General features: G+C 69.0%; 26 protein-coding genes. 9 read left to right on the forward strand and 17 right to left on the reverse strand.

Annotated features, from left to right (window positions below):
• Window positions 1-93 precede the first annotated feature (93 nt).
• Together WEA29_08820 and gap are read left to right on the forward strand one after the other, a co-directional pair.
• The gene (locus tag WEA29_08820) at window positions 94-1,107 is read left to right on the forward strand and encodes a glyceraldehyde 3-phosphate dehydrogenase NAD-binding domain-containing protein (protein ID MEX2323853.1); all 1,014 of its coding nucleotides are present in this window, start codon (window positions 94-96) and stop codon (window positions 1,105-1,107) included.
• On the forward strand, window positions 1,104-2,114 hold the full coding sequence (gene gap, locus WEA29_08825) for a type I glyceraldehyde-3-phosphate dehydrogenase (GenBank protein ID MEX2323854.1): 1,011 nt from the start codon (window positions 1,104-1,106) through the stop codon (window positions 2,112-2,114). The genes WEA29_08820 and gap overlap by 4 nt, the downstream gene beginning before the upstream one ends.
• A gap of 4 nt (window positions 2,115-2,118) precedes the next feature.
• Here the strand turns inward: gap and WEA29_08830 are convergent, their stop codons facing one another.
• The 4 genes from WEA29_08830 to rpsP form a co-directional block, all read right to left on the reverse strand.
• Window positions 2,119-3,672, reverse strand: a complete 1,554-nt coding sequence (locus WEA29_08830) for a glycerol-3-phosphate acyltransferase (GenBank protein MEX2323855.1) — start codon at window positions 3,670-3,672, stop codon at window positions 2,119-2,121.
• A gap of 146 nt (window positions 3,673-3,818) precedes the next feature.
• On the reverse strand, window positions 3,819-4,352 hold the full coding sequence (rimM, locus tag WEA29_08835; protein ID MEX2323856.1) for a ribosome maturation factor RimM: 534 nt from the start codon (window positions 4,350-4,352) through the stop codon (window positions 3,819-3,821).
• The gene (locus WEA29_08840; protein ID MEX2323857.1) at window positions 4,312-4,560 is read right to left on the reverse strand and encodes a KH domain-containing protein; all 249 of its coding nucleotides are present in this window, start codon (window positions 4,558-4,560) and stop codon (window positions 4,312-4,314) included. Before WEA29_08840 ends, rimM begins: the two co-directional genes overlap by 41 nt.
• Window positions 4,557-5,054, reverse strand: a complete 498-nt coding sequence (rpsP, locus tag WEA29_08845; GenBank protein ID MEX2323858.1) for a 30S ribosomal protein S16 — start codon at window positions 5,052-5,054, stop codon at window positions 4,557-4,559. Before rpsP ends, WEA29_08840 begins: the two co-directional genes overlap by 4 nt.
• A gap of 187 nt (window positions 5,055-5,241) precedes the next feature.
• On the opposite strand from rpsP, the gene upp reads away from it, so the two are divergent.
• The 6 genes from upp (at window position 5,242) to WEA29_08875 (ending at window position 10,092) form a co-directional block, all read left to right on the forward strand.
• Window positions 5,242-5,859, forward strand: a complete 618-nt coding sequence (gene upp / locus WEA29_08850) for a uracil phosphoribosyltransferase (protein MEX2323859.1) — start codon at window positions 5,242-5,244, stop codon at window positions 5,857-5,859.
• Window positions 5,856-6,140, forward strand: a complete 285-nt coding sequence (locus WEA29_08855; GenBank protein MEX2323860.1) for an MGMT family protein — start codon at window positions 5,856-5,858, stop codon at window positions 6,138-6,140. Before upp ends, WEA29_08855 begins: the two co-directional genes overlap by 4 nt.
• Complete coding sequence (locus WEA29_08860) at window positions 6,137-7,441, forward strand: thymidine phosphorylase (GenBank protein ID MEX2323861.1); 1,305 nt, start codon at window positions 6,137-6,139, stop codon at window positions 7,439-7,441. Before WEA29_08855 ends, WEA29_08860 begins: the two co-directional genes overlap by 4 nt.
• Window positions 7,438-8,268 (forward strand): purine-nucleoside phosphorylase, encoded by an 831-nt coding sequence (locus WEA29_08865; protein MEX2323862.1) that lies wholly within the window; start codon window positions 7,438-7,440, stop codon window positions 8,266-8,268. The genes WEA29_08860 and WEA29_08865 overlap by 4 nt, the downstream gene beginning before the upstream one ends.
• A gap of 98 nt (window positions 8,269-8,366) precedes the next feature.
• The gene (locus tag WEA29_08870) at window positions 8,367-9,143 is read left to right on the forward strand and encodes an electron transfer flavoprotein subunit beta/FixA family protein (protein ID MEX2323863.1); all 777 of its coding nucleotides are present in this window, start codon (window positions 8,367-8,369) and stop codon (window positions 9,141-9,143) included.
• A 1-nt stretch (window position 9,144) separates the two neighbouring features.
• Complete coding sequence (locus tag WEA29_08875; protein ID MEX2323864.1) at window positions 9,145-10,092, forward strand: electron transfer flavoprotein subunit alpha/FixB family protein; 948 nt, start codon at window positions 9,145-9,147, stop codon at window positions 10,090-10,092.
• A gap of 60 nt (window positions 10,093-10,152) precedes the next feature.
• Here WEA29_08875 and WEA29_08880 read toward each other — a convergent pair whose 3' ends face one another.
• The 13 genes from WEA29_08880 to recG all read right to left on the reverse strand — a co-directional run bounded on the left by WEA29_08880 (window position 10,153) and on the right by recG (window position 22,145).
• Window positions 10,153-10,404: a hypothetical protein gene (locus tag WEA29_08880; protein MEX2323865.1), complete on the reverse strand. Its 252-nt coding sequence runs from the start codon at window positions 10,402-10,404 to the stop codon at window positions 10,153-10,155.
• A gap of 67 nt (window positions 10,405-10,471) precedes the next feature.
• Window positions 10,472-10,855, reverse strand: a complete 384-nt coding sequence (locus WEA29_08885) for a cytidine deaminase (GenBank protein ID MEX2323866.1) — start codon at window positions 10,853-10,855, stop codon at window positions 10,472-10,474.
• Entirely contained in the window at window positions 10,852-14,316 is a 3,465-nt protein-coding gene (gene smc / locus WEA29_08890; GenBank protein ID MEX2323867.1) for a chromosome segregation protein SMC, read from the reverse strand. The genes WEA29_08885 and smc overlap by 4 nt, the downstream gene beginning before the upstream one ends.
• 89 nt (window positions 14,317-14,405) lie before the next feature.
• Window positions 14,406-15,080 carry a hypothetical protein gene (locus WEA29_08895; GenBank protein MEX2323868.1) on the reverse strand — a complete coding sequence of 225 codons (675 nt, stop codon included), beginning with the start codon at window positions 15,078-15,080 and terminating at the stop codon, window positions 14,406-14,408.
• Window positions 15,077-15,907 (reverse strand): bifunctional DNA-formamidopyrimidine glycosylase/DNA-(apurinic or apyrimidinic site) lyase, encoded by an 831-nt coding sequence (gene mutM / locus WEA29_08900; GenBank protein ID MEX2323869.1) that lies wholly within the window; start codon window positions 15,905-15,907, stop codon window positions 15,077-15,079. Before mutM ends, WEA29_08895 begins: the two co-directional genes overlap by 4 nt.
• 5 nt (window positions 15,908-15,912) lie before the next feature.
• Window positions 15,913-16,602, reverse strand: coding sequence for a ribonuclease III (gene rnc / locus WEA29_08905; GenBank protein MEX2323870.1), 690 nt, complete (start codon window positions 16,600-16,602; stop codon window positions 15,913-15,915).
• On the reverse strand, window positions 16,595-17,575 hold the full coding sequence (gene plsX, locus WEA29_08910) for a phosphate acyltransferase PlsX (protein MEX2323871.1): 981 nt from the start codon (window positions 17,573-17,575) through the stop codon (window positions 16,595-16,597). Before plsX ends, rnc begins: the two co-directional genes overlap by 8 nt.
• A 10-nt stretch (window positions 17,576-17,585) precedes the next feature.
• Complete coding sequence (gene rpmF / locus WEA29_08915; GenBank protein ID MEX2323872.1) at window positions 17,586-17,762, reverse strand: 50S ribosomal protein L32; 177 nt, start codon at window positions 17,760-17,762, stop codon at window positions 17,586-17,588.
• Between the two features lie 15 nt (window positions 17,763-17,777).
• Window positions 17,778-18,281, reverse strand: coding sequence for a DUF177 domain-containing protein (locus tag WEA29_08920; GenBank protein MEX2323873.1), 504 nt, complete (start codon window positions 18,279-18,281; stop codon window positions 17,778-17,780).
• Window positions 18,282-18,530: 249 nt separating this feature from the next.
• Window positions 18,531-19,052 (reverse strand): hypothetical protein, encoded by a 522-nt coding sequence (locus WEA29_08925; GenBank protein ID MEX2323874.1) that lies wholly within the window; start codon window positions 19,050-19,052, stop codon window positions 18,531-18,533.
• A complete protein-coding gene (gene coaD / locus WEA29_08930) occupies window positions 19,049-19,522 on the reverse strand; it encodes a pantetheine-phosphate adenylyltransferase (protein ID MEX2323875.1) in 474 nt (157 codons plus the stop codon). The genes WEA29_08925 and coaD overlap by 4 nt, the downstream gene beginning before the upstream one ends.
• The gene (gene rsmD / locus WEA29_08935) at window positions 19,519-20,061 is read right to left on the reverse strand and encodes a 16S rRNA (guanine(966)-N(2))-methyltransferase RsmD (protein MEX2323876.1); all 543 of its coding nucleotides are present in this window, start codon (window positions 20,059-20,061) and stop codon (window positions 19,519-19,521) included. The genes coaD and rsmD overlap by 4 nt, the downstream gene beginning before the upstream one ends.
• On the reverse strand, window positions 20,058-22,145 hold the full coding sequence (gene recG, locus WEA29_08940; protein MEX2323877.1) for an ATP-dependent DNA helicase RecG: 2,088 nt from the start codon (window positions 22,143-22,145) through the stop codon (window positions 20,058-20,060). Before recG ends, rsmD begins: the two co-directional genes overlap by 4 nt.
• Window positions 22,146-22,305: 160 nt before the next feature.
• Between recG and rpmB the strand changes: the two genes are divergently transcribed.
• Window positions 22,306-22,494, forward strand: a complete 189-nt coding sequence (gene rpmB / locus WEA29_08945; protein MEX2323878.1) for a 50S ribosomal protein L28 — start codon at window positions 22,306-22,308, stop codon at window positions 22,492-22,494.
• Window positions 22,495-22,501: the final 7 nt, after the last annotated feature.

Genomic DNA, 22,501 nt, shown 5'->3' on the forward strand with positions numbered 1-22,501 from the left:
AGACGGAAGACGGAAGACGGAAGACGGAAGACGGAAGACGGAAGACGGAAGACGGAAGACGGGTGGCGCGAGGCCGTCACTACCCTCCTCGGCATGACGACGCGCGTCGGGCTCATGGGCTTCGGACGGATCGGCAGATCCGTATTCCGACAGATCGACGAGCGTTCCGACCTCGAAGTCGGCGCCATCGTCGACATCGCCGACCACGCCGCGCTCGCCTATCTCCTGCGCTTCGACACCATCCACGGGCGGTTCGGCAAGACCGTCGAACACCGGGAGGGGTTCCTCGTGGTGGACGGCACGCCCATCCCGATGCTGTCCGGTGCCGACCCCGGCGACATCGACTGGGGGGCCCTCGGTGTGGACGTGGTGGTCCAGGCAACCCGCAAACACCGCACCGCAGCCGAGTGTCTCCGCCACATCGAGGCCGGCGCCAAGCGCGTCGTTCTCGCCTCGACGCCGCTCGATCCGGGCGACATGGACACCATCATCATGGGCGCCAACGACCACCAGCTCGACGCCACCGATCGGGTCATCGCCCTCGGCTCGAACACGTCCAACGCTCTGGCGCCCGTCCTCAAGGCCCTGGACGCGAAATTCGGTGTGGAGCGGGCCATGTTCACCGTGGTCCACGCCTTCACCAACCAGTCCAGGCTCGCCGACGTCCCGGGGGACGACCTGCGCACCAGTCGGGCCGCCGCAGAGAACATCATCCCGTCCCACACCACCTCAGTGGAGATCATCGAAGGCGTGCTCCCCGAGTTTGCCGGGAAGCTCTCGGGCATGGCCCTCGGGGTGCCGGTCTCCGACGGGTCCAACGTCGACATGGTCGCCATGCTCGCCACCCCCACCGACGTCGAAACGGTCAACGCCTACATGAAGTCCTTCGCCGCCGGATCACCGGTCATCGACTACACGCACGAACCGATCGTGTCACGCGACATCGTCGGCGATCCGCACTCGGGGATCTGGGATGGCCTGGCGACGATGGTGGTGGGCGAGACGATGCTCAAGTGCGTCATCTGGTTCGACAACGGGTGGGGTTACGCCGCCCGTGTCGTGGACGCGATCGCGGCCTTCGCCGCCATCGACCGGGAGGAATCGTGACCATCCGCGTCGGCATCAATGGCTTCGGCCGGATCGGCCGCACCGTGTATCGGGTGATCAGCGGCCGCCCCGACTCGGACATCGAGATCGTCGGCATCAACGACCTCGCCGACGACGAGATGGTTGCCTACCTCCTGGAGTACGACACGGTGATGCGCCGGTTCCCCGGCGAGGTCCGCCACGAGCCCGGCTTCGTGATCGCCGGCGGTCATCGGGCGCAGCTGTTCACCGAACGCGATCCGGGGGCACTCCCCTGGGGCGAGCTGGGCGTCGACGTGGTGGTCGAAGCGACCGGCGTGTTCCGCACCCGCGAGAAGGTGACCAAGCACCTCGACGCCGGGGCCGGCGCCGTGGTGCTGTGCGTGCCGCCCAAGGACGAGCTCGACGCCATGATCGTCCTCGGGGTCAACGACGACGACCTGGTCCCCGGAGTCAGGCTGGTCTCCAATGCGTCGTGCACCACCAACTGTCTCGCCCCCATCGTCAAGATCCTCGACGATGCCTTCGGAGTGGAGCGCGGGCTGATGACCACGGTCCACGCCTACACCAACGACCAGCGCCTGGCCGATGTGCCGCATTCCGACTTCCGACGGAGCCGCGGTGCCACTGAGAACATCATCCCGACCACGACGGGCGCCGCCCGGTCCGTGGGCAAGGTGTTCCCGCGACTCGCCGGCAAGCTCGACGGCATGGCGATGCGGGTCCCGGTTCCCGACGGGTCGACCGTCGACCTGGTCGTCGAAACCAGCCGGGCGGTGAACGTCGACGAAGTCAACGCCGCGGTGCGCACCGCCGCCGAGGGTCCGATGCGCGCAATCGTCGAGTACTCGGAGGCAGCCATCGTCTCCTCCGACGTGATCGGCAACCCCCACTCGAGCATCTTCGACGCACCGCTGACCCAGGTGCTCGGCGGGACCCTCGTCAAGGTGATCGCCTGGTACGACAACGAGTGGGGATACTCGAATCGGGTCGTCGATCTGATCGAACTCCTCGGCGACCTGGAGTGACGACTCAGTCGTCGCGGTCGTCGTCGCCTCTCGGGCCCAGGAACGTCATACCCCCGACCACCAGCCCGGCGGCTGCCGGGATCCAGTAGGAGACGACCCGAAAGACGAGGACGGGTCCGAGGGCGACCGCCGCGGGAACGCCGAAGATCGCCAGCCCGCCCACCAGACCCGCTTCGGTCAGGCCAAGACCACCCGGCGTCCCGGGCAACCCGCCGACGATCTGCGACGCCCCGAAGGCTGCCACCGTCTGACTCGGCTTGAGGTGCAGCCCGAAGGCGGCGAGAGTCAGGCCAAGGGTCGCTGCCTCCGAGGTGATTCGGGCGGCCACCATCCCCAAGGTGCGAGCGTCCACCCCCTCGTTGGTGAGCGATGGGACGAAGCGGTCGCGCAGCCGCCCCGGAAGGATCCGGGCCAGCGAGGCCAGGCGTGTCGAACCGAACAGCACCGCCATCCCGATGAGGAGCGCCACCGTGCCCATTCCGGCGATCCCCTCCCGATGGGCCGTGGTCGGATGCCGCGCCCACACCCAGAGCAGCGCACCTCCCGTGCCGACGAGGAGTCCCCCATAGTTGAGGGCGGTGGCCCGCACGGCGGCCCCGGCGGTGCCCCGCACCTCCTTGCGGGCGGTCCATGCCATCGCCACCGGTGTGATCGCACCCCCGGCGGGAATGAGGCGGGCGACCCCCGACCCGACCAGCGCCGCCCGGAAAGCCGTGCTTCGCGACACTTCGCTCCCGCCGCGGTGGACACCGTCGCGGAACATGGCGCCGAACATCCACTTGCCGATGAACTCGGTGCCCACCGCCGCCACCAGGAGCAGACCGCCGATGATCGACAGAGTGCCGATCTCGCCACGGGTGAACCACCACACGCCGACCGTGTACCCGCTGAGAGCCAGGCCGAGGGGAACCAGGTAGCGCCACGCTCGACGGCTCCCGGCAGGTCCGAGATCCTCGGAGGCGAAGCCCGGCCAGGGCCTGTCGGTGTCGTACACAGCCCGGAAGAAGGCGGCGGCATGCACATAGCCCTCGTTGCCCTGCATCCGCCGGAAGGCCATCGCCAGGGCAAGGCACACGGTGAGCACCACGATCTCGGTCGGCTGCTGCCACACGACGGCGATCACCGGCAGGAAGCCCCACCCGAAGAACCCGGCGAATCCCCCACCGATCTTCCAGCCGATCACCGACCAGATGAAGGGCCACAGGAGCAGCCACGGCTGGATGGTGACGATGATCCCGGCGGAGGCGGCGAGACCCCTTCCCCCTCGACGCGCCGGAGGCCAGTTGTTGCCGACGACGAGAGCGACGGCGGTGAGCACCACCCCCCAAAGCGGCAGACCGAACGCTCGGGCGACCACCACGGCGCCGATCCCCTTGAAACCGTCGAGCAGGGCGATACTCGCCCCGGCGAGCAGACCGGCGGACCGCGCCGCGTTGCCGGCCCCCATGTTCCCCGTCCCTGCCCGGCGCAGGTCCACGCCGAACGCCCTTCCCACGAGGAGTGCGAGGGGAAGGGAGCCGACGATGTAGGCGCCGAGCGGCACGAGGTAGTTCTTCATGGGTGGTGCGCGGTCCAGTGCCCGCCGGTCCATTCTCGCGGATAGCCGAGAGCAACGACAAAGAAAACGGCTATTGGCTATTGGCCAGAGTAAGACCGCCTGGTGGATTCGTGGCGAGAGGCTCCCCCCTCGCCCCTCGCCCCTCGCTACTCGAACAGTCCCTCAGGGGGATCGACCACCACCGTGTCATCCCCCACCTCGCCGACGATGGCGTCGACGAATGGGACGAGCACCTCGGTTCCGTCGGGGGTGGTCACCACCAGCCGGTCCTGCGCATCACCGAGATCGACCCCGGACACGCGACCCAATACGGCACCGTCGGGGTTCACCGCGGTCAGTCCCACGAGGTCGTCGGGCCAGAACTCGTCATCACCGAGGGAGCGCCGGTCGGCGGCATGGACATGCAGCACCAGCCCACGCAGCCGCTCGGCTGCGGTGCGATCGCCGATGCCTTCAAAGGCGAGGAGGTAGCCGCGGTCGCGATAGGGCGCTGCGGTGCGCAGCGTCAGTGAACCACCGTCGGCGAGAAGGAAGACGGCTCCTTGCTGGAATTCGCCAGGACCATCGGGAAGGACGCGGACGGTCACCTCGCCGCGCACGCCGTGTGGCCGTCCGATACGGGCGACCGGGACCAGGGGATCAGTCGATGAATTCAACCCGGGCCTGCAGGCCCTCTTCATCGGCCGCGACCTGGGCGATCTCGCGAATCGCCTTGGCGACCCTGCCCCGACGACCGATGACCCGCCCCATGTCGGGCTTGGCAGCCCGCACCTCGGCGGTGACCTCTTCGGGACCGTCCTCGACGATCGTGACGCTCACCGAGTCGGGATCTTCGACGATCTCCTTGGCAAGGAACTCCACGACGCGCTCGACGATTTCGCCCTTCATGGCTTTTCCTCCTCGTCGGTGGCGGTGTCATCGGCGGGCTCTGCGGCTGCCTCGTCGTCCTCGGCGACGGGAGCGGCTTCGGCTTCGGCCGCGACCTCGACCTCGACCTCGACGACCGGCTCGGCCGGCGTCTCCTCTATCTCGACATCCTTAGCGTCGGTGACCGCCGCTTCCGCTTCCGCCTCCGCCTCGGCCTGACGCTGTGCGTCTTCACCGACCACGTGCACGGCGCGATCCTTCTCGGGTCGAGCCTCCATGGCACCGCTGACCTCGAGCAGCTTGCGTACCTGATCGGACGGCTGGGCGCCGCTCGCCAGCCAGTAGGCGGCGCGCTCGTTGTCGATCTCGATGATCGACGGCTCCTGGCGGGGGTCGTACCGTCCGATCTGCTCGATGAAGCGGCCGTCGCGCGGGCTGCGCGCGTCCGCCACCACCACCCGGTAGGTCGGCTGGTGCTTCTTCCCCTTGCGGGTCAGGCGGATCTTCACCGCCATTGGGTCACCTCTTCCTTCAGATCTCCGCCGGTGGTCCGCGGCGTGACAGCAACATCGTCACACCCGACCATCGGTCCTGGATGCGTCGGCACGAAGCATGACCGACGGGGCAAAAGCATACCAGTAGACAGACAGCAGGCGGCAGACAGCAGACCCGGGACTGCGAGCCTGAGTAACCTCGGGGGCCATGCCAATCACCGTGCTCGATCACCCGCTCGCCCAACACTACCTCTCCGTCCTGCGGGACAAGACGACCGAGCCGGAGACCTTCCGAGCCGCCGCTCGAAGGCTCACCTACGCGCTCTTGATCGAAGCGACCCGCGACCTGCCGACCAGGGCGACCACCGTAGAGACCCCCCTCGAGCCGACCGAGGGCAAGGTCGCCTCGCCGGTGGTGGCGATAGCCGTCCTGAGGGCGGGCCTCGGCCTGCTCGACGCCGTCGTCGACATGATCCCCCATGTGAAGGTCGGATTCGCCGGCGTACAGCGCAACGAAGAGACCGCCGAGCCGATCGAGTACTACTTCAAGCCGCCCGACCTGGAGGATGCGACGGTGCTCGTACTGGAGCCGATGCTCGCCACCGGCGGGTCCCTCTCCTGGGCGGTCTCCAAGGCAAAGGAGTCCGGTGCCACCAACATCATCTGCCTGTGTGTGGTCGCTGCGCCGGAAGGTGTCGCCGCCATGGAGTCGGCACATCCCGACGTTCGCATCGTGACAGCGACCCTCGATGCCGGACTCAACTCCAGCTTCTATATCACCCCGGGCCTCGGCGACATGGGGGATCGCCTTTTCGGAACGACATGACGGACTGGGAACGGGCGATCGCCAGCACCCTCGACGCGCTCTCCCCGGGCGAGGTCGTCACCTATGGTGAGATCGCGGCCCAGGCGGGCCGGCCCGGAGCGGCGCGGTCGGTGGGTCGGTACCTGAGCGTCTCCGACGGAGCTCACCCGTGGTGGCGGGTGGTCACCGTCACCGGCAGGCTCGTGCCCGGTCACGAGGCCGAGCAGGCCCGCCGGCTGCGAGCCGAGGGCGTCGCCGTCACCGCCGGGCGAGTCGTCAAAGCCGGAAGTGACCGACGATGAACATCCTCGACCTGATCACCCGCAAGCGCGACGGCGAGCGGCTCGACGCCGACGAGATCGCCTGGTTGATCGACGCTTACACCAGAGGCAGGTTCGAGGACTACCAGATGGCAGCGATGCTGATGGCGGTGTTCATCCGTGGCCTGGACGCCGACGAGCTGAGCGCGTGGACCAGCGCCATGCTCCACTCGGGCGAGGTGCTCGACTTCTCCAGCCTGTCGCGGCCCAAGGCCGACAAGCATTCGACCGGTGGCGTCGGTGACAAGATCAGCATCCCGCTGGCGCCGACGGTCGCCGCCTGCGGTGTCGCCATCCCCATGATCAGCGGCCGGGGCCTCGGCCACACCGGTGGCACCCTGGACAAGCTCGAGACCATCCCTGGCTTCCGCACAGCGATCGACCCGGGCGACTTCGCCACGATCCTGGCGGAAACGGGCCTGGTGCTCGCCGGCCAGTCGGAAACCCTGGTCCCCGCCGATCGCCTCATCTACGCCTTGCGCGACGTGACCGGGACGGTGCCGTCGATCCCGCTGATCGCGTCGTCGATCATGTCGAAGAAGCTCGCCGAGGGCATCGATGCCCTCGTCCTCGACGTGAAGGTCGGGGAGGGCGCCTTCATGCGCACCATCGAAGACGCCCGCGACCTGGCGCGCACCATGGTGGGGATCGGGGCGGCCTACGGCACCGCCACGAGCGCGCTGATCACCGACATGAACCAGCCGCTGGGCAGGGCCGTCGGGAACGCCAACGAGATCGCCGAGTCGGTCGAGGTGCTGAACGGGGGTGGTCCGCCCGACGTGGTCGAGCTGGTGATGGCGCTCGGCGCCGAGATGCTGGTCCAGACGGGCGTGGCACCCGATGCCGACACGGCGCGCCAGGCGCTCGGTGACGCCATCAGCAGTGGACGCGCCCTCGAGACCCTGGTCGATGTGGCCCGGGCCCAGGGTGGCGACCCCGCCTGCCTCTACGACCCGTCGCTCCTGCCGCGCGCCGACGGCGAGATCGTCGTGACCGCCGAACGCGACGGGATCGTCGAACGCTGCAACGCCTACGACATAGGCCTTGCCGCAGTGCGACTCGGCGCCGGACGGGCCGTCATCGAGGAGGTCATCGACCCTGCCGTCGGGCTCACCATCGAGGCGCGGATCGGGATGGATGTGTCTGCCGGCGACCCCCTGGTACGGATCCACTACAACGACGAAGGCCGCGTGGGAGAGGCCGAGCGACTGGTTCGCCGGGCCCTGGTCATCGGAGATGGCCCGGTGGCGGCACCCACCCTGATCCATGAGGAGATCCGATGACCTACGAAGCCCTCCAGGCCGCCGCCACACACATCGCGACCGCGACCGGCCGCGACCGTCATCGGCTCGCCGTGGTACTCGGGTCGGGCCTGAGCAGCTACGCCGCAGGCCTCCCGTCGGCGATCGCCGTTCCCTACGACCAGATACCGGGCTTCCCGCAGCCCCGGGTCGACGGCCATGCCGGGACTCTGTTCTCGGTCGCCCTGGACGGCGAGCCGGCGATGATCCTGGCGGGGCGGGTGCACACCTACGAGGGCTGGGAGATGGGCGACGTCGTGTTCGCGGTGCGAACCGCCATCCTCGCCGGCTGCGAAACGGTCATGCTCACCAACGCCGCCGGCGGCATCGGCGAGGACATGAACCCCGGTGACCTCGTGCTGATCCGGGATCATCTCAACCTGACCGGGCGCAACCCGCTCGCCGGAGACAACGAAGCCCGCCTGGGCCCGCGCTTTCCCGACATGACCGACGTCTACCCCCAAGAGCTGCGACGGGTCGCCACCGAGATCGCCGCCGAGCTGCGACTCGACCTCGCCGAAGGGGTGTACGCCTGGTTTCTCGGGCCGTCCTACGAGACCCCGGCCGAGGTGCAGATGGCGCAACGCCTCGGCGCCGACCTGGTCGGGATGTCCACCGTCCCCGAAGCCATCGCCGCACGCCACATGGGTGCCCGGGTCCTGGGCATATCACTGGTGACCAACCTCGCCGCTGGCATCTCACCGACACCCCTCAGCCACGAGGAAGTCACCGAGGTGGCGGAAGCGGCCAAGGAGCGCTTCACCGCCCTGCTCGATGCGCTCCTCCCGAGACTGGCGAGGAGCGAGTAGCGAGACCTTCCTGGCTCTTGCCTCGGCTGGAGGACTGGAGCCTGGCGCCTCTCCTCTAACATCCTCCCCGCCGACGGTCCACGAGGAGCTCCTACCGCATGAAGATCGCCGTTTGTGTCAAGCAAATCCCGGATCCGGCGACGCCGTACGGTCTCGATCCGGAGACCCACCTGGTGCAGCGCCCCGAGGATCAGGTCCTCGACGACACCGACCGCTACGGCATCGAGGTGGCCCTCCAGCTGGCCGAGGCCTCGGAAGGCAGCGTCGTCCTGGTGTCGATGAGCCCGGCGGGAACCCTGCAGGGCATCCGTCAGGCTCTCGCCATGGGTGCCGACGAGGCGGTGGTGGTGAGCGATCCGGCGCTACGCGGATCGGACGCCCTGGTGACGGCCCGAGTTCTGGCCGCGGCCATCCGCCGCCTCGACGCCGACGTCGTCATCGCCGGCACCGAGTCCACCGACGGTTACAGCGGCGTCGTCCCTCAGCAGGTGGCGGAGCTGCTCGACCTCCCCGCCCTCACCTTCGCCCGTAGGGTGGAAGCGACCGGTGACGGCATCCGGATCGAGCGCCAAACCACCACCGGCTACGACGTCGTCGAGGCGCCGCTCCCCGTGCTCATCTCGGTGACGGCTGCTGCGGTGGAGCCCCGCTACCCGACGTTCAAGGGGATCATGCAGGCAAAGAGCAAGACGGTCGAGCAGCCGACCGTCGGCGACCTCGGCCTGACCCCGGACGAGGTGGGGCTAAAGGGCTCCGGGCAACGGGTCATCGAAGTTCGGCCAGCGCCGGCGCGGTCGGCGGGAACCAAGGTCGTCGACGATGGCGAGGCACATCTCGCCATCGTGGAAGCACTCGAGAAGGCGAAGGTGATCTGAGATGAAGACACTCGTATTCGCCGAGGGAACGCCCGCCGGGCCCTCGGCGTCGTCACTCGAGCTGCTGGCAAAGGCCCGCGAGGTCGGCGACCCCAGCGTTTTCTTCGCCGGGGAAGGATCGGATGCGACCTGGGCGGCGCTCGGCGCCCACGGGGCCACCACCGTCCATCACCTAGAAATCGGTGACTCCCTCCCGGCGGCAGGCGCCGCCGCGTCGATGGCGGCGCTGATCGAACTCGAGGCGCCCGACCTCGTGCTCTTCGGACTCAATCCGACCGATCGCGACACGGCAGGACGACTGAGCGCGCGCCTCGGCGTGCCGCTCATCTCGAACGCCGTCGAAATCGATACCTCCAAGACGCCGATCACGGTGACCAACGAGATCCTCGGTGGTACCACGCTCGTGGAGACGGAGTTCACCGCCGGATCCCCCCACCTGGTCGTGGTGCGGCCCAAGTCGTTCATCGCCACGGAAGTGGGCGGCGGAACACCGACCGTGACCGCGGCACCTCCGACCGGGGATGGACCGGCGATGTCGGCTCGTGTCGTCGAGCGCCACGAAGAGGCGTCGACGGGTCCCAAGCTGACGGAAGCCGACGTGATCGTCAGCGGCGGACGAGGAATGGGCGCCCCCGAGAACTTCGAGATAATCGAGCGGCTCGCCAGGCGACTCGGCGCTGCCGTCGGAGCGACCCGGGCGGTGGTCGACGCCGGCTGGGTGCCCTATTCGATGCAGGTGGGCCAGACGGGAAAGACGGTGAAGCCCAACGTCTACATCGCCTGCGGCATCAGCGGCGCCATGCAGCATCTCGTCGGGATGAAGGACTCGAGCGTGATCATCGCCATCAACAAGGACGAGGAGGCACCGATCTTCGGGGTGGCCGACCTCGGCGTCGTCGGCGACGTCCACAAGGTACTCCCCAAACTGCTCGAGGCGCTCGGGGAGTAGCGAGGGGCGAGGGACGAGGGGCCAGGAGCGAGGGGCGAGGGGCGAGTAGCGAGTAGCGCGCTAGGGCGTGCTTCGCATGACCGAACGCCGTTCGCTCAGCATGTCGTGGGGAACGGGCTCGGGAAGGGCGATCCCGATGCCGAGCGCCACGAAGGCCAGGGCGGCAACCGGTCCCCACAGTTCGGGCCGATCGAGGACGATGGCGGCGCCAGCGAAGAAGCAGGCGGCCGTGGCCAGCAGCCATCCGAGGCCGACGAGGGCGCGGTGGGCGCCCGTCACTTTCCAATCAGAGGTGTGCTCCAGCGGGGTCATGCGAGCACCTATCGGCGCGCGCAGCCTCCGAGTAAAGCCCCACTCGCCCCTGGCCCCTCGTCCCTCGCTACGGCGACAGCCGGAACCCGTGCGGTAGGAGGTCGTCGAACCGGTGGACGATGGGACCATCGGGACCGTCCACGATCACCGTCTCGACACTGAACTCGACCATCAACTGTCGACAGTTGCCGCACGGATAGCCGGGCTCGTCGGCGTCGAGGCAGGAGACGGCGACGGTGTCGATCTTGCGCACCCCCGAGGAGACGGCATGGCTGATGGCGCTGCCCTCGGCGCAGATGGCCGAGCCGTGAGCACTGTTCTCGACGTTGGCGCCGGTGTAGGTGGATCCGTCGTCGGCGACCACCACCGCCCCGACCCGGTAGTTGGAGAACGGTGCGTAGGCGTGCTCGGCGACGGCTCTCGCCTGCTCGATGAGTTCCTCGGGTGTCATCGGTTCCTCCCCGACGTCGAGCCGACCCCGCGATCGGCGGTGGTGAGGCGCTTGGCGAGCACCTTCGACGACTCGCCCGGCTCCATGGTGACACCGTAGAGGACGTCGCCCGCCCCCATCGTCTGCTGTTGGTGGGTGACGATGAGCAGCTGTGAGTTGCCGCGTGCCGAGTCGACCAGCCGCAGGAAGCGGCGCAGGTTGGCATCGTCGAGGGCCGCCTCCACCTCGTCCAGCACGTAGAAGGGACTGGGGCGTGCTTTGAACACGGCGAACAGGAACGCCAGTGCCGCCAGCGAACGCTCGCCGCCGGAGAGGAGGCTGAGCCGCCCGACCTTCTTGCCCATGGGCTGTGCGTGTACGTCCACCCCGGTCGTCATCGGATCGTCCGGGTCGGTCAGAGCCAGACGACCGGTACCGCCCGGGAAGAGCACCGCGACGTTCTCGGCGAACGTCGCCGAGATCTCCTCGAAAGCCTCGAGGAACAGACGGGTGATCTCTTCGTCGACCGCTCGGATGACCGTGCGCAGCTCGGCGCGGGATGACTCGAGATCGGCGAGCTGCTCCTGCATGAAGGTGACCCTGGCGGAGAGCTCCTCGTACTCGGCGGCGGCCAGCGGGTTCACCGGACCCAGGCGACGGAGGGAGGCGGCCAGGGATTCGAGTTCCTGCTCGGGGTCGGCGCCCTCGTCCAGGTCGGGGCGCGGAGCCGCCAGCGCCTCATCGTCGGAAGCATCCACCTCGCGGCGCAGCGCTTCGGCGGTCGCCTCCAGGCGGACCTTGAGCTCCGCCGACTCGACGGCCATCCGGGAAAGCTCCTCGCGCGCCGTCTCGATCTCGATGCCCAAGGCTTCGCGACGCTCCCGGGCACTGTCGAGACGGTCGCCTGCGGTACCCAGTTCCGACCGTAACGACGGCTCTCTCGCCCTGAGGGCATCGAGATGCTGGCGCACGATCTGCCCCACGACCCTGGCGCGCTCCTCCACAACGGCGAGAGCGTCGCTCGCCGTCGACTCTCGAGGATGTGCGGCCGCCAGGGCTGCGGTGAGCTCGTCCCGGCGAGCGGTGAGCAGTGAACGCCGCTCGGTGGCGGCGGCGAGCCGAAAGGTCGCCTCATCCCGCTGGTGTTGCACCTCTTCACGCCTGGCGGCGACCTCGGCCCGCCTCCGGCTCGAGTCCTCCCAGGCGAGGTGTCCGTCGCTGCTGGCGTCGTCGAAGTCTCCGAGGCGAGACCTCAGCTGTTCGGTCCGATCGAGTCTGGACGCCGCCTCCTCGGAGAGGATCCGCAACCGTCCATCCAACCGCTCGATCTCAGCCTGGTGCTCCGCCATGGAGCGCCCGACCAGGCGAGCCGCCTCCTCGGCACCTGCGCGCCGGCGGCGAATCGCCTCCACGGCGGAGGCCGCCGCCCGCTCCGCCTCACTCGAAGTGGCCACGGCGCGCTTGGCCGTTGCGTGGTGGCTCCGCGCCCGAGCGAGCTCGTTCGCCGCCCGATCCGAATCGATCCGTGCGGCCTCGACGGCTGCGCTGCCGGCGCCATCGGGGTGGGCGGCCACCATCCCCACCCGGGTGATCAGATCCCCTTCCGGTGTCACCGCACGAACGGTCGGATGTGCCGCCACAATGGCGCGAGCCGTCGCCCAGCCCTCGGCGACCACCACGTCGCCCAGCAGGGACGCCGCCAGCCGGGCATCACCCCGAGGACCCAGCCGATCGACGAGTGCTTCCAAACCTGAGGCCGCAGCGACCTCGCGTGCCGGTGTCGGCACCTGCTCGTCCACGGCGACCAGGGCCACGCCGCCAAGCCCCGCCGACTTCAGGTCACCGGCCACCGTGCCCACCGCATCACGGTCGGAGGCGACGAACCCATCGGCCCACGGACCGAGGGCGGCAGCCGTGGCCAACAACAGTTCGGCGGGTACGTCCAACCGATCGATGACCAACCCGATCACCGATCCGGCCGACGACACCCTCCGGCGCGCCTCGGGATCGGCGAACCCGTCACGCGCCGCTTCGAGAGCCTCGAGGCGAGCCTGAGCGGCTGCGGCACGCGCCTCTGCGGAACGCCACCTGGTGAGCGCGTTCGCCTCGTTCCCGGCGTCGGACCCGGCCCGGGTAGCGGCTCTCTCGAGGGCGGACTCGGCGGCAGCGAGATCCCCGGCGAGAGCGACCGTCTCGTCGGTGAGTCGCCGAGCCTCGGTCGCCTCCTGATCCATCACCGCGGAGACGGCGGCGCGGCGCCGGGTGAGATCACCCCGCTCCCGGTCATCCCGAAGCGCCGCAGCCTCCAGGGCGGCGAGGTCACCGCGCAGCGACGCCGCCATGCCCTCTGCGGGCAGGCGATCGGCATCGGCGAGGGACCGCTCCTCGTCTTCGAGTCCTCTCACCAGGGTCCCGGCGCGGTCGGCGGCTTCGGTCGCCTGCCGTTCCTCGATGGTCGCCGCCTCGATGCTCGACTCGACATCGGTGAGTTCGGCAGTGACTGCCTGGCGGCGCTCGGCGCCGCCGAGGGCGTCGCGCTCGATGCCGAGACGGCGCTCCCTGGCGACCAGGGCGATCGTCTGCAACCGCTCGGCGGTCGCTTCGAGGCGGGCAGCCGCGGCCCGATCCCGTTCCAGTGCCTCGCCGGCGCCGCCGGCCGCCTCCTGCATCTCGGCGATCTGAACGGTCAATCCTTCGCGCTCGGAGATCGCAGCGTCGAGTCGCCCCCGCACGGCCTCCTCGAGGACCGTCAGTTCGTCACGACGGCCCCGGAGGCCCCGGAGCCTCTCACCGCCCCACCACAGGCGGAGTGCCCGCCACTCCGCCTTGACCGCGCCGTGCCGTTCCGCGGCATTGGCCTGACGCTTGAGCGGCCGGAGGCGCTTCTCCTCCTCGCCGAGCAGCTCTCGGGCCCGGACGATGTCGCCATCGGTGGCCTCGAGCCTGCTCACCGTTCGCTCGCGGCGGCGGCGGTGCTTGATGACTCCGGCGGCCTCCTCGATCACGGCGCGGTGGTCCTGGGGTGCGGCGTTGAGCACATCGTCGATCCGCCCCTGCCCAACGATCACGTGCTGGTGGCGTCCGACCCCGCTGTCGGCGAGGAGCTCCTGGATGTCGAGCAGGCGGCAGGCGACGCCGTTCACCTCGTACTCGCTGGTCCCGTCGCGGAAGAGCCGTCGGCTGATGGTCACCTCGGACATGTCCAGATCGAGCAGGCCCATCGAGTTGTCGAAGGTGAGGCTCACCTCGGCGCGGCCGAGGGCCGGGCGGGTGGCGGTCCCGGCGAAGATGACGTCCTCCATCCGCTGGGTGCGCAGCGTCGTCGTCGCCTGGGTCCCCATCACCCATGCCACTGCGTCGACCAGATTGGACTTCCCGGAGCCGTTGGGACCGACGATGACGGTGACGCCCGGTTGGCACTCGATCCGCGTTCGATCGGCGAACGACTTGAACCCGGCGATGGACAGCGTCTTCAGATGCACGGAAGTACCAAGGCTAGCGGGGAATGACACGCTTGTTGTTCACGCTCAACGCTCAACGCACGATCGAACTGTCTTGCGTTGATTGAGCGTCAGTCGTCCAGTCCGCCCAGGAACTCCATCACCGCTTCGAAGTGACGCGGGCACAGGTAGTCGACGGCGGCAGCCAGGACGACGCCGACGACAGCGCCCCGGTCGGGATCGAGCCCGGCGGCAGGGAGGTCGGCGAAGGTCGATGCAACGACGCCGTACAGACTCCTGGCCGCCACCAGGACGCCCAACTCCCCGGTCGGGATCGACCCTCCGGCGGCGTCGAGCGCCGCGCAGATCGCCGGGCCGGCGTCGCGCACGATGATGGCGTCGACGATCCCGTCACCGATGGTGTCGAGCACGACCTGCTGATAGCGCCCCACCAGACCCTCCGGGCTGACCCGCTCGGGACACACCTCGACGACACCCGCCACCACCACTTCGACGGCGACGCCGTCGTCGGTCGGCGTGGCGTCGACCGCACCGATCCCGGCCACCGCGCTCAGCACCGCAGCGTCGAACGGCGCCGTCGACAGGCACACAGCCTCCACGGCACGGGCGAGATCACCCGGTGACACAGCCTCGTAGGCAGTGCCGGCGAAAGCACGCCCAGCCGACGCGGCGAAGTCGCGGGCGCGCAGACGCAGGTCGATGTCGTTGGTGGCGCCGGTGCCGTCGCCACCGCAAGCGGTGAGCACCACGGCCACGACGATCGCGACGAGCGGTCGCCGCCTCATTGCTGGCATCCCGCGCACCAGAAGGTGCTGCGGCTCCGGATCACCGACCGCTCCACGGTGCCGCCACATCGGCGGCACCGCTCGCCGGCACGACCGTAGACCCGGAGCCTGCGGAGGTAGTCGCCGGCACGACCGTCGGGCAGGAGGTAGGCGAGATCGTCCAGGCTGGTGCCGCCGTGGCGCAGACCGGCCTCGAGCACCGGACGAACCGAAGCGCGCAGGCGTCGGACCTCGTCGGTGGTGAGCGATCCGCCCGCTCGGCCGGGTCGGATCCGGGCCCGGAACAGCACCTCGTCGGCATAGATGTTGCCGAGGCCCGCCACCAGTCGCTGATCGAGCAGCAGCGCCTTGATCGGGGCCGACCGGCCCTCCAGGGCGTCGGCGAGTCGGCGGGTCCTGGGGAGGTCGTCGAGGGCATCGGGACCCCAGCCGGAACCGACCCCCGTACGCATTTCCTCGGGGGTGAGCACGGCGGTGAACCCGAAGGTACGCGGGTCCACCATCCGCACCTCGGTGCCATCGCCCACCCGGACCACGACGTTGGTGTGGGGTGCCTCGGGATCTTCGGAGCGATGGATCGCCATGCGCCCGGACATCCCGAGATGGATCACCCAGGTGAGGTCGCCGTCCAGCGATGCCCTGAGCAGCTTGCCGACCCGCCCGAGCGACCTCACCGACCGACCGGTGAGCCGATCGGCGAAGTCTCCGGGACGCTCGTGATGGCGAACCATGCGATCACGCCGGACCGATACCCCGACGATGCGCTGGCCCTCGAGCACCGGTGCCAGGTGACGGCGGGTGGACTCCACTTCCGGGAGCTCGGGCATCGCCGTCAGCCGGCGTCGAGGCCGAGCGCGGTGAGCGCCTCGCTGGCAGCGACGGCCTCGGCACGCTTCTTCGAAGAGCCCGTCCCACGCCCCACCACGACCCCATCGACCAGGACCTCGGCATCGAAGATACGCTCGTGATCCGGGCCGCTGCCTTCGGTTCGGTACACCGGTGCCTCGCCGCGGACGGCGAGCGCCTCCTGCAGGGTCGACTTGTGATCGGCCTCCCCGGGAGTCGCCGCCCCCTGTTCGATGAGTGGCCGCCACAGGCGGAGGATCACCGCAGAGACGGCATCGAACCCGCCGTCGAGATAGACGGCAGCGAGTACCGACTCCATCACGTCGGAGACGATCGCATCCTTGTTGCGCCCGCCGGATACCTCCTCTCCCTTCCCGAGGTACATCGCCTCGGGGAGGCCGAGCTGGGTGCCGAGGACGGCGAGCGGACGCTCGCTGACCACCGCGGCGCGCGTCTTGGTCATCTCTCCCTCACTCATGTCCCACCGGGTGTAGAGCTCGGTGGTCACCACCAGGTCGAGGACGGCGTCGCCGAGGAACTCGAGTCGACCGTACGAGTCCGCCAGCTGCTCCTGCTCGGCCCCGTACGACGGGTGCGTCAGGGCGACGATCAGCAGCGACCGGTCGACGAAGGAGTGGCCGAGGGCAGCCTCGAGGCGGTCGAGTGGATCATCCACCGATACCAGCCTCGATCCGGGCGACGAGGCCCCGGTCGGCCCCATCGGCGGCGACGCGCAAGGCGTTGGCGATGGCGACCCTGGAGGAGGCACCGTGGGCGATCACCACCGTCCCCTTCACGCCCAGGAGGTGGGCCCCACCGTGCGCCTCGGGATCGAACCGCTCCCTGAGACGCATGATCTTGGGCAGGACCGCACTCGCCGCCGCCTGCACCTGTGCGTCTTCGTCCGATGCCAGCGCCTCCAGGACGGCCGTACCGACCCCCCGGGCGACACCCTCGACCGCTTTGATCAACACGTTGCCGGTGAAGCCGTCGGTGACGAACACGTCGGCCACACCCGCTCCGAGATCGCGCCCCTCGACATTGCCGACGAAGCGCACCGGCGCATCCGCCAGCAGCGCGTGAGCCGCCTTCTCGAGGTCACGCCCCTTGGACGGCTCCTCGCCGATGTTGAGCAGACCGACGGTGGGGTGATCGATGCCCAGGTACACCTGTGCCATCACCGATCCCATGACGGCGAACTGGGCGAGATGTTCGGGGCTCACCTCGAGGTTCGCCCCGGCGTCGAGGACAACGGTCGGGATGCCGATCGGGTACACGGCGGCGATGGCCGGCCGGCTCACGCCCCGGATCCGTCCGATCCCGATGGCCGCCGCCGCCATGGTGGCACCGGTGGACCCGGCACTCACCATCCCCGCGACCTCGCCATCGGAGACCAGCCGGGCGCACACGAGCACCGATGCGTCCTTCTTCTCTCGCAGCGCTGCCGCGGGATCCTCCCCCATCCCGATCACCTCGGCGGCGTGGACGATGGGCAGTGAGGCGCCAGCGGCGGCGAGCTCTGCCGTGAGAACCGCCTCGTCGCCCACCAGGACGACGTCGACACCCGACCCGGCGGCGTCGATGCCCCCGAGGACGATCTGGTGCGGCGCATAATCGCCGCCCATCGCGTCCAGGGCTATCCGAGCCATCAGGACCGACTCAGGCGGTCGGCGTCACCTCGCGCCCCTTGTAGGAACCGCACGTCGGGCAGACGCGGTGCGGCAGCTTGGCTGAGCCGCACTGCGGACACGGTGAGCTCTTCACCACCGTCGCCTTCCACCCCGCCTTGCGCTGGCGCGTGCGGGACCGGGACATCTTCTTCTTGGGGACCGCCATGGCGCGCCCTTTCCATCACTGGGGTTCTAGCAGTTCACGCAGGACGGCGAACGGAGAGTCGCTCTCCGCTTCGTGCCCGGCGCAAGCTTCGGCATTCAAGTCGCCTCCGCACACAGAGCAAAGTCCGAGACAGCCCGGCGCGCAGGTCGGGGCGAGGGGAAGCTCGAGCAGGAGGGCGTCACGAAGCACATCTTCGATGTCGGCGACGCCGTCGCGCAACGGATACCCATCCGGATCGTCTTCGACTCCCATGAGTTCCATGACCTCGACGTCGATCGTCTCGTCCCACTCGGTCAGGCACCGGTGACAGGTGAGCTGGGCGTCGATGGAGACGGTTCCGCGCACCAACACGCCGCCGGCACCGCCTTCGACGGTGAGTCGTGCCGCCACGACGGGCCCCACGGTCGTGCTGCCGACCATCCACTCGACGGGAGCCGCGATCTCGACGGGACGACGGATACCCGGCTGGGCGAGCAGGTCGTGGACGGGAATCCGGAACGGAGAGGATCCGGGGGACATGGCGCCATCGTAGATGGCGGATGGCAGAAGGCAGAAGGCAGAAGGCGGCGTGCAGCAAGCAGTGTGAACGGGTACTTGGTACTTGGTTCGGTGTATGCGATCCGACTCTCCTCCCCCGAAGGGGGAGGTGGCAGCGGCCGCAGGTCGCTGACGGAGGGGGAGGCCAGACGCGCCGCGGGGTCTCCGTAGCGTTCCCCCTCCCCCCTCCCCGCCTGCGGCGGTACTCCCCCCTACGGGGGGAGAGAGTGGCTACTCGTCCCCGTCCCGCCGACGCGCCTGGTGGAGTTCGCCGCGGGCGCGGCGCACCTGGGAGAGGAGGTCCGACAGCACGGCCTCGGTCTGCTCGAACGCCTGATCGCTGTAGTCCTCGGCTTCGAGTCGGATGCGGGTCGCTTCGGATTCGGCGTGCCGTACGAGCACGTTGGCCTCGTCGACCGCCTCCTTGACGATGTAGGACTCGCTGATGAGTTCCTCGGAGTGCTCCCGGGCCCGTTCCAGCATCTCCTTGGCCTTCTCGTTGGTTCGGGCCACGAACGTCTCACGCTCCCGCACCATCCAGCGGGCCGCCCGCATCTCCTCGGGGAGGTCGTCGCGCAGGCGGTAGAGCATGTCGAGCAGGAGATCGCGGTCGATCATGACGTTGCTCGACAGCGGCACGTTGCGGGCGCCCTCGACGGCGATGATCAGCTCGTCGACCAGCTCGAGGAGTTCCCCCATCCTTGGCGGGACCGGGACCTCGTCGGGCTGAACGGCGTCGTGCTCGTCGGTCATGCCGGGAACCGATCCGCCAGTGCCTTGGCCACGACGGGCGGCACCAACTCGTCCACGTTGCCCCCGAACGAGGCGACCTCCTTGACCAGGGAAGACGAGAGGTAACCGAGGTCCGGACGGGTGGGCACGAACATCGTGTCGATTCCGGAGAGGTGCCGGTTCATCTGCGCCAGCTGGAGCTCATAGTCGAAGTCCCCCTGGGCTCGTAGGCCCTTGACGATCACGTCGCCGCCGACCTGCCGGGCGAAGTCCACGAGGAGTCCCTCGAATCCCGCCACCTCGATATTTTCCCACGGGCAGGCCTCGACGAGCATCGCGTTGCGCTCCTCAGGGGTGAACATCGGCTGCTTGGACGGGTTGATCACGATGCCGACCACGACACGGTCGAAGATCGCCGCGCACCGGGCGATCACGTCAACGTGACCGTTCGTCGGTGGGTCGAAGCTTCCCGGTACCAGAGCCGTCGTCACGCCTTCTCCTTCGACAGCCTCGTGATCTCCGCGCCGCCGTATCGCCGCCTGTCCGTCACCACCAGGCCTGGTGGGAGCGGCGATTCCACGCTGCCCGTTCGTCGGTGCAGTACGACCACACCTCCGTCGTTCAGCCGTTCGCCGAGCGCGGCGAGCACCTGTTCCACGGACGGTAGTGGTGCGTCATACGGAGGGTCAACGAATGCCAGGTCGTAGGTGGCGGTGTCCGACGCCAGGAACCGTTCGACGTTCCCTCGGACGACGGTGCCACCGAGACCCACCGCCTCGATGTTCGCCTCGAGCACTCGAAGCGCTTCGCGGTCGGACTCGACGAAAACCACCGCGTCTGCGCCGCGACTGAGCGCCTCGAGGCCGACACTCCCGGTCCCCGCATACAGGTCGAGGACGGCAGCGTCGACCACGAACGAGGCCAGGGACGAGAAGATCGCCTCCCGCACCCGGTCCATCATCGGGCGGGTCTGGCTACCCCGAGGACTGCGCAGCCGGCGCCCCTTGGCCGTGCCCGCGATGATCCTCATGAGATCATCAGCCAATCGACCGCGTCGCCGAGCAGCGCTTCGAGCTCCTCGCGGAGCTCCTGGTGACCGGTCAGTTCCGGGTCGTTGGCGACCAGCTTGAACGCCTCGCGGCGGGCCTCGACGAGGATCTCGAAATCCTCCAGGATGTCGGCGAGCCGCAGGTCGGCGAGGCCGGCCTGGCGCATGCCGAAGACGGTGCCCTGACCGCGGATGCGCAGATCCTCCTCCGCCAGACGGAACCCGTCGCCGGTGGCGGCCATGGCCGCCAGCCTCGCCTCGCCTTCCTCGGTAGTCGGCTCGGCGATCAGCACGCAATGCGACGGGTGCTCGCCGCGGCCCACCCGCCCCCGCAGCTGATGGAGCTGGCTGAGCCCGAACCGGTCGGCGTCCTCGACCACCATCACCGTCGCATTCGGGATGTCGATCCCGACCTCGATGACGGTGGTCGCCACCAGCACGTCGATCTCACCCTGGCGCATCCGGGCCATCACCGCCTCCTTGTCGGCGGATCGCAGCTGTCCGTGGATGAGCTCCACCCGCAGGTTGGAAAACACCGCCGACAGTCGCTCGTGCTCGGCGGTGGCCGACGCCGCCTCCAACTTGTCCGAATCCTCCACCAGCGGGCAGACCACGAAGGCCTGCCGGCCCGCCTCCACTTCGCTGCGGATCAGCCGGTAGACGCGCTGGAGACTCGGCGCGTCCTTGCCCATGACGGTCGTCGTGATCGGTTGGCGACCGCCGGGCAGCTCGTCGATGGTGGTCACGTCGAGGTCGCCGTACAGGGTCATGGCTAGCGTCCGCGGTATGGGCGTCGCCGTCATGATCAACAGGTCGGGCGTCGGCCCCTCGCCCTTCTCCTTGAGCATCACCCGCTGCGCCACCCCGAACCGATGTTGCTCGTCGACCACCGCCACCCCGAGGTTGGCGAACCGCACCCCCTCCTGGATCAGCGCGTGGGTGCCGACGACGACATCGATCTCACCCTTGGCGGTGCGCTCCAGGACCGACTCCCGATCCCTGGACGAGCCGGTGAGGACCGCCATGCGCACGCCGACCAGCGAGGCGAGGTCGACCATCCCCAGGTAGTGCTGGTCGGCGAGTACTTCGGTCGGGGCCATCACCGCGCCCTGGTAGCCGCTCTGCACCGCGATCAACAGGGCGGCCATCGCCACCACCGTCTTGCCCGACCCGACTTCGCCGAGCAGCAGGCGGTGCATCGGGTGCGGCGCGGCCATGTCGGTCTGGATCTCATCGATAGCCCGGCGCTGGGCTCCGGTCAGCTCGTAGGGCAGGGCGTCGATGAAGGCGTCGACCAGGCCACCGGAGAGGGAATGCACGATGCCCATCGCCTCTTCTGCCTGACGGTGCTTGCGCATGGCGAGCGCCACCTCGAGCCGGAACAACTCGTCGAAGACGAGCCGATCACGGGCCCTGGCCGCCGCCTCGAGGTCGGCGGGGAAGTGGATGTCCCGGATCGCCGGATCCCGGTCGACGAGCCCCAGCCGCCGACGCACCTCCTCGGGGACGGGGTCGACGAGCGACTGGACCCGGCCAAGGGCGTTGTGCACGGCTCTCCGCAGGTAGCCGGGGGCGACGCCGCCAACGGTGGAGTGAACCGGCATCACCCGGCCGGTGACCAACGATTCGGCCGACGAGGCGAGGACGTCGACGTCAGGTGACTTCATCTGGAGCCGCCCCCGGGCGCTCTCCACCTTCCCGGAGAGCGCCACTTCGCTCCCCGGCGAGAGCTGCCGCTCGCGGAACCCCTGGTTGAACCAGGTGGCGATCAGGGGCCGGCCGGAGTCGTCCTTGATCGTGGCCTCGATGATCTGGAGGTTGCGCCGCGGGCGACGACTGGTCACCTTGGCGACGGTACCGATCACCGTCACCTCCTCTCCCAGCGGAACCTCGGCGATGCCCACGGTCTGCGACCGATCGACATATCGCCTGGGTGCATGGAGGAGCAAGTCGGCGACGGACTCGACCCCGGCCTTGCGCAGATCCGCCCCCCGCTTGCCCGACAGCCCCTTCACCTGGTCGATGTCGACGGTCGACAGGTAGGCAAGGGAATGGTCGGAGGTCACGGTGGAGAGGGTATAGGAGCGTCCGGCTACCAGCTACCAGCCGGAGGACGACACCGCCAATACCTACGCTCGCCGAGCGATGCCGGTAGCCGGTAGCCGGCAGCTGGCTGGTGGCTGCTATTCTGCCCGCCCGTCCCCCTTCGACTAATGAGGTTTCCCCGTGTCATACCGTTGCGAGGTCTGCAACAAGGAGCCGTGGGTCGGCAAGCAAGTCAGCTTCTCGCACAAGCGCTCGAGTCGGCGCTGGCTGCCGAACATCCAGCGCGTCCGGGTTCGCCACGGCAGCAACTCCCGCCGGGCCCGCGTGTGCACCTCCTGCCTGAAGGCCGGCAAGGTCGAAAAGGTCTAGCCAGGGC

It is taken from the genome of Acidimicrobiia bacterium, assembly GCA_040902765.1.
GTDB lineage: Bacteria > Actinomycetota > Acidimicrobiia > Spongiisociales > UBA11373 > DATKBG01.